Origin of the sequence: Hydrogenophaga defluvii, from assembly GCF_042665235.1 — a bacterium.
Classification (GTDB): domain Bacteria; phylum Pseudomonadota; class Gammaproteobacteria; order Burkholderiales; family Burkholderiaceae_C; genus Hydrogenophaga; species Hydrogenophaga defluvii_A.
The window spans coordinates 73141-84223 of record NZ_JBHTBZ010000040.1; the positions used below are offsets into that span (position 1 = coordinate 73141).

Below are 11083 nucleotides of genomic sequence, written 5' to 3' on the forward strand. Positions count from 1 at the left end.
CCATCAACCTCGGGCACGGCCCGCCTTGCGAGTGCGGCTGTCGTGGGTGTCTTCGCCCAGCGTTTCGCCCAACAGCGAGACACTGGCTTCAAACGGGGCTTGTTCCAACATGCCCTGCATGAGGAACTTCTGCATGTGGGGAAACAGCACGATGGCCTTGTCGGTTTCCGGGTCGCTGCCGGCGGCGTACGCGCCGAGCTGGATCAGGTCACGCGCTTTCTGGTAGCGCGAGTAGTACTGCCGGAAGCGCCGCGCCGATTCAAAGTGCTGCGGCGTGACCACGTTGTGCATCACCCGCGAGGCGGATGCCTCCACGTCGATGGCCGGGTACACGCCCGACTCGGCCATGGCGCGCGAGAGCACGATGTGACCGTCCAGAATGGCGCGTGCCGCGTCGGCGATGGGGTCTTGCTGGTCGTCGCCCTCGGACAACACGGTGTAGAAGGCGGTGATGGAACCTTTGCCGTCGGGACCGTTGCCGCTGCGTTCCACCAGCTGCGGCAGCTTGGCAAAACACGAGGGTGGGTAGCCTTTGGTGGCGGGTGGCTCGCCAATGGCCAGGGCAATTTCGCGTTGCGCCATGGCGTAGCGGCTGAGCGAGTCCATGAGCAGCAACACGTCCTTGCCTTCGTCGCGGAAGTTTTCGGCAATGGCGGTGGCGTAGTTGGCACCCTGCATGCGAACCAGGGGCGGCGCATCGGCCGGCGCGGCCACCACCACCGCGCGTTGGCGGTCGTCCTGGCCCAGAATGTCCTCGATGAATTCCTTCACCTCGCGGCCACGTTCGCCAATCAAACCGACCACAATCACATCGGCCTGGGTGAAGCGGGCCATCATGCCCAGCAGCACACTTTTGCCCACGCCGGAGCCGGCAAACAAGCCCAGGCGCTGGCCCCGGCCCACCGTCAGCAGGGCGTTGATGGCACGCACGCCGGTGTCCAACGGCTGACGCACGGGGGCGCGGTCCATGGAATTGATGGGGGTGCGCTCGATGGGCAAAACATCGACGTGACGCAGCGGGCCCATGTGGTCCAGCGGTTGGCCGTGTGAGTCCACCACCCGGCCCAACAGGCCTCGGCCCAGGGGCAGGCGCAGCACGCCGCGGTCGTTGGCCGGCAGGGCGCGCACCTCCTGGCCCAGGCGTGGCTGGGGACGGTAGGGGGGCAGCGGCTTGACGTGGGCGCCGCTGGACAGGCCCAGCACATCGCCCGCCGGCATGAGGTAGGCGCGGTCGTTGGAGAAGCCCACCACCTCGGCCAAAACCTGGTTGTCCGGGCCGCCATCGATGAGGCACTGCGAGCCCACGGGCACGCGCAGCCCCTGGGCTTCGAGCACCAGGCCGGCCAGGCGGGTGAGGCGCCCACTCACCTCGAGTGGCGTGTGTTGGGCGGCGTACAGGCGCGACAAGCGCAGGAAATCGTTCCAGCGGTTGGGCGTGGTGTCGCGGGAGGTGGTGGCCTCAGACATCGCCTTGCTCCGCCGGGTTCCATTCGGCCTTGACGCCCAGGTTGGCCACCGCACGCGCCCACCGCTTTTCGATGCTGGCGTCCACCGTGCAGGCCGGCGTTTCCACCACACAACCACCGGCCGACAGGCCGTCCTGGGCCACAAAATGCACGTTGCCGCCAGCCACCAGTTCGCCCAGGTGGTTTTGCATCAGCGCCAGGTCGATAGGGTTGAGCCTGACGGTGCGCTTCAGGTGGTCGTCCACGGTCTGGGACAGGGCCTCTTGAACCACCGCCTTGAGCACCTCTTGGGGTTGCTCCAGTTCGCGCCGCACCACTTGGCGGGCCAGGTCGCAGGCAAGTTGCAGCAGTTGTTCGGCCAGGTGTTCGTCGGCCCGGTGCAACTCCACCTCGGTGTTCTGCAGCAACAGGCTGAGCCGGCTTGCGGCGTCTTCTGCGGTGCGCCGCAGGGGCGCGTCAAGTGCTTCGCGGGTGGCCTTGGCGCCAGCGATTCGACCCTGCTCGAAACCCTCGCCAAAGGCCTGCTGCTTGATCAGGTCGAGATCGGGCGCGGGCAACTCGGGCGGCGCGGGCGGGGCTTCGATGACGGGGGCGGCCGCTGTCGAACCCTTGGGCGGCTTGCCGTCCATGGACTGGAATTCCCAGGGCGAAAATACCTCCACCTCCTCGCGCGGAATGAAGCGGTGGTAGGGCGAATTTTTCGCGTTAGACGAAGCTGTCATCCCCGCCTCCCGCCAGCATGATCTGTCCTTCGTCGGACAGGCGGCGCACCAGTTTCAGGATGTCTTTCTGTTGTGCCTCGACCTCGGACAGGCGCACCGGCCCTCGGGTTTCGAGGTCTTCACGCAGGCTCTCGGCCGCACGCGAGGACATGTTGGTGAGGATCTTCTCCTTGAGTTCCGCACTGGCACCTTTGAGGGCGATGACCAGGGTGTCGGACGACACCTCTTTGAGCACCAGTTGAATGGCCTTGTTGTCCAGCTTGAGCAGGTCCTCGAAGGTGAACATCTTGTCCATGATTTTCTGGGCCAGATCGCCGTCGTTCTCGCGGATGGAGTCGATCACGCTGGCCTCCAGGCTGGTGCCCATGAGGTTGATGATCTCGGCCGCCGCCTTGACGCCGCCCAGCGAGCTCTTGCGGATCTTGTCGCCACCGGCCAGCACCTTGTAGAGCACTTCGTTGAGGTCTTTCAGTGCGGCCGGCTGTATGCCTTCGAGGGTGGCGATGCGCAGCATGACCTCGTTGCGCATGCGCTCGGTGAAGTTCTTGAGCACGCCGGCCGACTGTTCGAAATCCAGGTGCACGAGGATGGCGGCCAGGATCTGCGGGTGCTCGTTGCGCAGCAGCTCGGCCACCGAGGCCGGGTCCATCCACTTCAGGCTCTCGATGCCTGAGACGTCGCCCCCCTGCAGAATGCGGTCGATCAGCAGCGAGGCTTTGTCGTCGCCCAGGGCGCGTCTGAGCACGGAACGGACGTAGTTGTCGGTGTCTGAGACCAGCAGGCTTTGAGACGCCGCCTCGTGGGTGAACTTTTCAATGACCTGATCGACTTTTTCCTTGGTCACCGCACGCATGCGGGCGATGGTTTCACCCAGGCGCTGCACCTCTTTGGGCGACAGGTGCTTGAACACCTCGGCCGCTTCCTCTTCGCCCAGCGACATGAGGAAGATGGCAGCGTCCTGAAGGCCTTGTTCGGTGTCCATGGGAGCGTGTGCGGGCGGGTGGTGGGAGGGGGGTCAGGTCGGCGCAACAGCGCCGCTGGATTCGCCGCTGACCCAGTTCTTGATGATGCTGGCCACCGCCACCGGGTTTTCTTTGGCAAGGCGGCGGGCATCTTCCAGGCGCAACATTTCGGGCGTGGGCTCGTCGGAGCCTGCCGGCTTGGGCAGCAGGGCGGGGCGCTCGGGCTGGTCGTCGAGCACGGCATCGAGTTGCAGCGGTTCGCCGTTGGGGCCCACGGCAGCCGCCGCTGCGGCTTCGGCGCTGACCGGGGGGCGGCGCATGTCGCGCAGGGCGGGGCGCACCACACCAAAGAAGATGATCAGGCCCAGCAACACCATGCCCACCGGCCAGGCCAGGTTTTGCGCCAGTTCGCGGTTGTCGCCCGACTTCCACCACACGACCTCGCTGTCGTCTGCCTTGGCGCGGGTGAACGGGGAGTTCATGAGGTTGACCGAATCGCCACGGTCCTGGCTGAAACCAATGGCTTCACGCACCAGCGCCGTCATCTGCTCCACCTGCTCGGGTGGCAGGGCTTCGCTGACGATTTCACCCTTGTCGTTGGTGATGTTGCGGTGGTTGACCACCACGGCGGCGCTGACTCGGCGCACCGTACCGGTGGCGCCGCGTGTGACACGCACCGTTTTGTCCACTTCGTAGTTGGTCACTTGTTCGCGTCGGGTCAACCCGTTGGCGCCCACCACCTCGCCATTCGGACCGGTCACACCCACCTGACCGGGCTGGCCGTTGATGGGTGCGGCAGTGGGTGCGGGCGGCTGGTTGGCCACCGCCCCAGGCGTGCCTGGTGGGGGAATGTTGCCATTGGCGTCGCGCGCTTCAATCGTCTGCTGGCTGCGCACCGCGCTGGGTTCGGTGCCCTGGTTGGGGCGGTGCTGTTCTTGGGTCTGCTCGGTCAGTGAGAAGTCGACGTCGGCCGTGACCTGGGCGCGCACATTCTCGCGGCCCACCAGCGGCTCCAGCAGGTCCATGATGCGGCGCACGTACACCTGTTCAAGTTGTTGAACGTACTGCAGTTGTTGGGTGTCCACGCTGCCGGCCTGCCCGTCAGCTGGGTTGGAGAGCAGGGCGCCTGTGGCGTCCAGCACGCTGACCGCTTTGGGGTTCATCTCGGGGACGCTGCTGGCCACCAGGTGCACAATGCCGGCGATTTGCGAGCGGTCCAGCGTGCGGCCACTGTGCAGGGTGAGCAGCACACTGGCCGACGGTTTCTGCTGTTCACGGAAAAAGCCGTTCTGGTTGGGCAGGGCCAGGTGCACCCGGGCGTCAGCCACCGAGGACAAGGCCTGGATGGAACGCGTCAGCTCGCCTTCGAGGCCACGCTGAAAGCTCAGACGTTCCTGGAACTGGGTCATGCCCAGGCGGTTGTTGTCCATCAGCTCGAAGCCAGCGATCGAGCCTTTGGGCAAGCCTTGAGAGGCCAAGCGCAGGCGGGTGTCGTGCACCCGGTCGGCCGGCACCATGATGGCCTGACCGCCATCCAGGTGCTTGTAGGGCACGTTCATCTGCGTCAGCTGGGCGATCACAGCACCCCCGTCCTTGTCGGACAGGTTGGCATACAAAACCTTCCAGTCGGCCTGACGGTTCATGTAGAACGCCAGCATCAACACCAGCAGCAGCGCCAGCGCGCCACCGATCAGGCCGATCTTGCGGCGACCGTCCAGGCGCGCAAACCCGTCCATCAGGGCATTGGCTGGTGCAGCGGGGCGAAGGTCAACTTCGGCAACGGCGGTGTTCATGGTGGCGATGATGAACCAAAAAAGGCGGGGTGGACCCACGGTTGGACGGATTATCAAATTGCCGACCCCACAACTAAAGCAAAATAAGCCCGGGATTCACCCCTCTACTTCAATTCAAGTTTTGGCGCCGGCTGTCTACCATTGCGCCATCCCGTTGAGCCAGATCCGGCTGCGGGGCTTTTTGACGGAGTTGGGCCATGGACATGCGTATCACACCTTTGACGCCGCAGGCGCTGGGCGCCCTGGCACAAAAGCGCCTGCAACAGGCGGCCGCCAACGGCGAGGCGGTGAGCGGGCCCGGCTTTTCCGACGCGTTCAAGAACGCGCTGCAGTCGGTGAGCAAAGCACAGAACGAGGCCAGCCGGCTGCAAAACGAAGTGCAAATGGGCAACCGCAACGTCAGCCTGGAAGAAACCATGCTGGCGATGCAGAAATCGCAAATCGGCTTTCAGGCGGCATTGAATGTGCGAAACCGCATGGTGCAGGCCTACTCCGACGTGATGAACATGCAGGTCTGAACTTTTGTGTAGCACCAACAAAAACGCCCGGTCAAGCCGGGCGTTTTTGTTGGTGCGAGAAGGCGCTCAGTGCAGCGTCACACCCGCTGCGGGCATGTCGGCCCAGGCCAGGTCCAGCGTGTCGAGCAGGGGCTCGGCCAGGGAGCGAATTTGGGCATCGTGGCGCAAGATGCTGAGCATGATGCGGTTCTTCTCGGCACGTTGTGTGGCGCTGAGCACTTGCGAGCGCGACTCGTGGCGCAACTGCTCGATCAGCACCGCACAGGCGCCTTCGAGGCGAACCACCTCGTCCCAGTTTTCACTGCGCGCCGCCTCCACCATGCGCACGCTGGTGCTCTCGATGGCCTTGTAGTAGTCGATCAGGTTTTGCATGGCATCAGGCTCCAGAGGCTTCGTTTTTGATCTCTTTCCAGGCGCTGGCAATGTCCGCCATCAGCCGGCCCACCTCTTCCACAATGCTTTCGTCGTTGCGCGCGTTGGCCAGGGCCAGGCGCATGGTGCAGTAGCCGTACAAGCCTTCCAGGTTTTGGGCCAGGTCGCCACCGTCTTGCTTGTCCAGGCCAGGCTTGAGGCCTTCCTCAATGATGCGCACCGCTTTGCCGATGGCCTTGACCCGGGCCACCACGTCGCCCCGCTGCATGGCACCACGCGCCTCTGTCAGCGACTGCACCACCCCGTCGAGCAACAGGCTGACCACGTGGTGCTTGTCGTCAGGGTTGAAGCTGGTTTCCACGTTGACCCGCTTGTAGGCGGATGCAGCGCGTGAGTGGGGCGAGGTGTACATGGACTGGCTCATTGTGTGAGATGTACCAGAAGTATCGGCATCTGCCAAACCTTCTTGAGCCGGGTGATGGGTAAATCAGGCGGGTGTTTCGGTCTCAAACGGGCGGGCTTTGCTTGGGGCGCGCTGGCGATCACTTGTTGGCGTTGTTCCAGGTGGTCACCTGCTGCGACACGTAGTTGTTCAGGGCCGTGAGGCCGGCCACCTGCGCGTCGAGAGCGCTGTAGCGGCGGTTGAGTTGCGCCTCAATCCGCGCAATCTTCGCGTTCAGGCGCTCGGTGTCCTTGGTGTTCTGGTCCAGCGCACGCTTGAGCGAGTCTTCTTTGGTCTTGAACAGGCCCGTGCTGGCTGCCAGCAGGCCATCGGCAAAGGTCTTGAATTTGACCGCCACGCCGTCTGTGGTCGTACCCGTGTTGTCGATGCGGAACAGGTTCTTGAAGTCCTCTGGCTTGGCGATGGCCGCATTGAACTTGGTCGAATCCACGCTGAGGTTGCCGCCCAGTTGCTGGCTGATGCCAATGTCGGATAGGCGCGCAAAAGCCGATCCCGTGGTGGTGGACTGCAGAATGCCGCGCATGGCGTTCTGTATGCCAATGGCAAAACTGTCGCCTTGCAGCAGGCCGCCCTGTTTGGTGGCGGCATCGTACTTGGTGGCTTCGGCCAACATGCTGTTCAGCGCGTTGTAGGCGTTCACAAACCCCTCTACCGCCGAACGGATGGGCGCGTCATCCGGCTTGATGGCGATCTCCGACACGTCGCCCACCAAGGCGCCGTCCAGCAGGGAAACGCTCACGCCCGAGACGATGTCCTTGAAGGTGTTGGTGGCGGAGGTGACTTCGATGCTGCCGTTGACCATCACTTTGGCGTCGCCAGCGTATTGTGTGATGCTGCCGGAGCTGGTGCCGTTGGTCATCAAGCGCGACAAACCCAGGCTGTCGCCCAGGTTGCCATCGGTATCGGTCACCGAGAGCTGGTAGCCAGCAGCCTCACCTGTGGCCTTGGAGCGAAGCAGCAGCTGTTCACCGCTGCCGTTGTTGAGCACGGTCGCCGCCAGGTCACTGGATTCACCGTTGATCTTGCTCGCGATATCGGCCAGCGTGTCGTCGGCGTCCACCGTGATCTCCAATGCGGCTGCCGAACCTGGCGCGAACACGTAGCCCGGGGCTGCGCCGTACTGGCCGAGCTGGATACTGAGTGTGCCCGCGCCAATGGGCTGGCTCTCACCGTTGACCTTGGCGAGCGATGCCGACGCATAGGTTTGTGCCTTGGCCAGCGCACTCACCGTCACGCTGAAGTTGTTGGCGCCCGTGCCGCCGATGGCGGTGGCAGAGATCGCCGTGGCCTTGGAGGAGGTGGCCGCCACGCCGTTGAACGTGGTGAGGGAGCGCAATTTGCCGGCCGCATCCGACAGGGCAGACACGCCAGCCTTCAGCTCGCCGTAAGCTGAAATCTTGGTTTGCACCGTGGCCGCCCTGACCTGGAGCTGGGTCAGCGGCTGTTTCTCGATCGCCACCAACTGGGACACGATGTCCTTGATGTTCAGGCCGCTGCCGATGCCGGGGGATGAGATGGTGGCCATGATGAGCTCCAGTGCGAGGCGAAACGCCCTGCGGAATTAAAACCAAAAAAGCGGTAACAGGATAGCCCTGTTACCGCCTTGACCAAGGGAGAGAAAGCGCCCCTTCGCCCCCTCAGTTCTGCGGTTTACCGCAGCAGGGCCAGCACGCCCTGCGGCAGCTGGTTGGCCTGGGCCACCATGGCGGTGCCGGCCTGTTGCAGGATCTGCGCCTTGGACAGCATGGCGGTCTCGGCGGCAAAGTCGGCGTCCAGGATGCGGCTGCGGGAGGCCGAGAGGTTCTCAGACGTCACCTGCAGGTTGCTCACCGTGGTTTCAAAGCGGCTTTGCAAGGCGCCGAGCTTGGCGCGCTCACCGCTGATGAAGGCCAGGGCCGAGTCCACGGTCTTCAAGGCGTCGCTGGCTTTGTTGAAGGTGGTCACGTCCAGCTCAGACACTTTCTTCAGGGTCGAACCGGTGTTGCCGGTGGCACCGAGTGCGGTCGTGGTCGTGGCGTTGACGGCATAGGACTTGTCGGAGTCCAGGGTCAGGTAGCCACCAGTGACGACGAAGTCCGCGTCCGTGGTGTTTGCCAAAGCCTGCGCGGTACCCACCAGATTCAAAGCCCCAGCGGTGTCCACAGTCATTTTCTGAATGGTGGACACACCCGCGTTGCTGCTGGCGGTGTCGCCCACCAGAATGTTGTTGCCAGTGGTGTTGGTCAGCACGATGCCCGTTTGAGCCTCATTCAACTGAGCGGTGATGCCGGTCTTCGATGATTTCTCATTGATGGCCGAGACGGCCGCACTCAAGCCATCAGCGCCGTTGGTGGCCGAGATGTTGAATGACACGGTCTCGTTGGTGGAGTTGTCCGAGCGCAGCACCAAGCTGTATGCGCCCGCGGCACCAAAGCTCAGCTGCGCCGTTGTGCGCGCCGTGGCTGTCACGCCGGTTTTGGACGTTTGGGCGTTGATCGCATCGGCTGTGACTTTGGTGGAGTCGTTGGCGGCAACGGTGACGCTGGCCGAGCCAAGAGCGCCGTTCACCGCCAATGTACCCCCAACAACGCCATTGGTACCAAAGGCAGTGGCACTGGTGGTTGTCGCCTGGGCAGTTGCCCCGGTTCCCGAAACTTGGTTGTTGCCGTAGACGTTGGTGCGCAGGTTGCCGGTGGAGGCCACGATGGTTTGGCCCGAGTTGGCGCCGACCTGGAACTGGGCCGTGCCAAAGGTGCCGTCCAGCAGCTTCTGGCCGTTGAATTCGGTGGATTGCGAGATGCGGTCCAGTTCGGCCACCAGTTGGCCCACTTCGGCGTTCAGGGCTTGGCGGTCACCGGCGCTGTTGGAGGCGTTGGCCGACTGCACGGCCAGTTCGCGGATGCGCTGCAGGATGTCGCCGGAGGCTTTGAGGGCGCCTTCAGCGGTCTGCGCCAGCGAAATGCCATCGTTGGCGTTGCGAACCGCCTGATTCAGGCCTCGGATTTGGCTGGTGAACCGCTCGGAAATGGCCAAGCCGGCGGCGTCGTCTTTGGCGCTGTTGATGCGCAGGCCAGAGGACAGGCGCTGAATGGCCTGCGACAGCGAACCCTGGGATGTGGTCAGGTTGCGTTGTGCGGTCAACGAGTTGACGTTGGTGTTGATGGTGGCTGCCATGGCAGATCTCCTTGATAAGAAAACCAAACAAACTGGCGTTTCCGCCAACCACGACCACTTGCGAGTCGGTCCACCGTGCGGGGCAGGTGGCAGGCTGTGATGAAGTCGTTATTGTGTTTTTCGGCGCTTCATCCAGAAACTTGAGGCTCGCTTGAGAAAAGGCTGCTTTTTTACACCTTTTTACCGCAGCAGGGCCAGCACACCTTGTGGTAGCTGGTTGGCCTGAGCCACCATGGCGGTGCCGGCCTGCTGCAGGATCTGCGCTTTGGACAGCATGGCCGTTTCGGCAGCAAAGTCGGCGTCCAGGATGCGGCTGCGGGAGGCCGAGAGGTTCTCGGACGTGATCTGAAGGTTGCCCACGGTGGTTTCAAAGCGGCTTTGCAGGGCACCCAGTTTGGCGCGTTCACCGCTGATGAACGCCAGAGCCGCGTCCACGGTCCGTATGGCATCCGAAGCCTTTGCAAAGGACAGCACATCCAGATCCGAAACCTTGAGCAAGGTCGAACTGGCATCTGCCACGGCGGTTCCGCCATTGGCGTTCACCGCGAAGGATCGGTCGGAATCCAGTGCCAGGTAGCCACTCGTGACGTAGTTGAAGTTGCCCGCGTTGGGGGTCAGCATGGTGACACCTCCGCCCACGGCGACCAAGGCTTGGGTGGCGTCGCGCGCGTACTTTTGCATCGTCACGTTGCCGGCGTTGGTCACCACTTCGCCGATCATGATGTTGTTGCCCGTCGTGTTGCTGAGCATCAGGCCGGTACCTGCGGCGTCCAGCGTCGCAGTGATGCCCGTCTTGCCGGTGCGTTCGTTGATGGCAGCGATAGCCGCAGACAAACCATCTGCCCCTTGGGTGCTGGGCAGGGTAAAGCTCACGGTTTCCAGTGTTGAGTTGCTGGAGGTGAGCTCGAGCGAGTAGAAGCCGGTGGCAGAGAAGCTCATGCCGAGTTCGGTTCTAGCGCTGGCCCGCACGCCGGTGCGGTCGGTCGTCTGGTTGATCGCGTCCGCCATGTCTTTGGCCTGCGCATTGATGGCGTAGCTGACCGTTGCGCTTCCAGCGGCGCCGTTGATTTCGACCGTGTCACCTGCCAGCACGCCGTTGTTGGTGAACGGCAGGGCGGGCGCAAACTGAATGCCCGGTCCAGTGGTGGTGACCCGGTGGTTGCCGTACTGCGTGGTCCTTAGGTTGCTGGTGGTGGCGGCAATGGTCTGGCCGGCATTGGCTCCCACCTGGAATTGGGCCGTGCCGAATGAACCATTCAGCAGCTTCTGGCCGTTGAACTCCGTGGTCTGGGCAATCCGGTCCAATTCCGAGACCAATTGACCCACTTCCTGATTCAACGCCTGGCGGTCGCCGGCGCTGTTGGAGGCGTTGGCCGATTGCACCGCCAGTTCGCGGACGCGCTGCAGGATGTCCCCGGCGGCCTTTAAGGCGCCTTCGGCCGTCTGCGCCAGCGAAATGCCGTCGTTGGCGTTGCGGGCCGCCTGGTTCAGGCCACGGATCTGGCTGGTGAAACGTTCCGAGATGGCCAGGCCGGCGGCATCGTCTTTGGCACTGTTGATGCGCAGGCCAGAAGACAGGCGCTGAATGGCCTGCGACAGCGAGCCCTGGGATGTGGTCAGGTTGCGCTGCGCAG

General features: G+C 63.5%; 10 protein-coding genes. 1 reads left to right on the forward strand and 9 read right to left on the reverse strand.

Annotated features, from left to right (window positions below):
- Positions 1-3: 3 nt before the first annotated feature.
- The 4 genes from fliI to fliF are packed head-to-tail and all read right to left on the reverse strand — an operon-like array spanning position 4 to position 4943.
- Positions 4-1467: a flagellar protein export ATPase FliI gene (fliI, locus tag ACFQU0_RS13880; RefSeq protein WP_382201753.1), complete on the reverse strand. Its 1464-nt coding sequence runs from the start codon at positions 1465-1467 to the stop codon at positions 4-6.
- Positions 1460-2188: a FliH/SctL family protein gene (locus ACFQU0_RS13885; protein WP_382201755.1), complete on the reverse strand. Its 729-nt coding sequence runs from the start codon at positions 2186-2188 to the stop codon at positions 1460-1462. The genes fliI and ACFQU0_RS13885 overlap by 8 nt, the downstream gene beginning before the upstream one ends.
- On the reverse strand, positions 2172-3170 hold the full coding sequence (fliG, locus tag ACFQU0_RS13890; RefSeq protein WP_382201757.1) for a flagellar motor switch protein FliG: 999 nt from the start codon (positions 3168-3170) through the stop codon (positions 2172-2174). The genes ACFQU0_RS13885 and fliG overlap by 17 nt, the downstream gene beginning before the upstream one ends.
- Positions 3171-3203: 33 nt before the next feature.
- Positions 3204-4943, reverse strand: a complete 1740-nt coding sequence (fliF, locus tag ACFQU0_RS13895) for a flagellar basal-body MS-ring/collar protein FliF (RefSeq protein WP_382201759.1) — start codon at positions 4941-4943, stop codon at positions 3204-3206.
- 197 nt (positions 4944-5140) lie between these two features.
- On the opposite strand from fliF, the gene fliE reads away from it, so the two are divergent.
- A complete protein-coding gene (gene fliE / locus ACFQU0_RS13900; RefSeq protein ID WP_382201761.1) occupies positions 5141-5461 on the forward strand; it encodes a flagellar hook-basal body complex protein FliE in 321 nt (106 codons plus the stop codon).
- A 66-nt stretch (positions 5462-5527) separates the two neighbouring features.
- Here the strand turns inward: fliE and ACFQU0_RS13905 are convergent, their stop codons facing one another.
- The 5 genes from ACFQU0_RS13905 to ACFQU0_RS13925 form a co-directional block, all read right to left on the reverse strand.
- Positions 5528-5833, reverse strand: a complete 306-nt coding sequence (locus ACFQU0_RS13905; RefSeq protein WP_382201763.1) for a flagellar protein FliT — start codon at positions 5831-5833, stop codon at positions 5528-5530.
- Positions 5834-5837: 4 nt separating this feature from the next.
- Positions 5838-6245 carry a flagellar export chaperone FliS gene (fliS, locus tag ACFQU0_RS13910; protein ID WP_382201764.1) on the reverse strand — a complete coding sequence of 136 codons (408 nt, stop codon included), beginning with the start codon at positions 6243-6245 and terminating at the stop codon, positions 5838-5840.
- A 130-nt stretch (positions 6246-6375) separates the two neighbouring features.
- On the reverse strand, positions 6376-7821 hold the full coding sequence (gene fliD / locus ACFQU0_RS13915; protein WP_382201766.1) for a flagellar filament capping protein FliD: 1446 nt from the start codon (positions 7819-7821) through the stop codon (positions 6376-6378).
- Positions 7822-7946: 125 nt separating this feature from the next.
- The gene (locus tag ACFQU0_RS13920) at positions 7947-9449 is read right to left on the reverse strand and encodes a flagellin N-terminal helical domain-containing protein (protein WP_382201768.1); all 1503 of its coding nucleotides are present in this window, start codon (positions 9447-9449) and stop codon (positions 7947-7949) included.
- Between the two features lie 180 nt (positions 9450-9629).
- Positions 9630-11083, reverse strand: a 1454-nt coding sequence (locus ACFQU0_RS13925) for a flagellin N-terminal helical domain-containing protein (RefSeq protein WP_382201770.1), incomplete at its 5' end; no start/stop codon positions are given.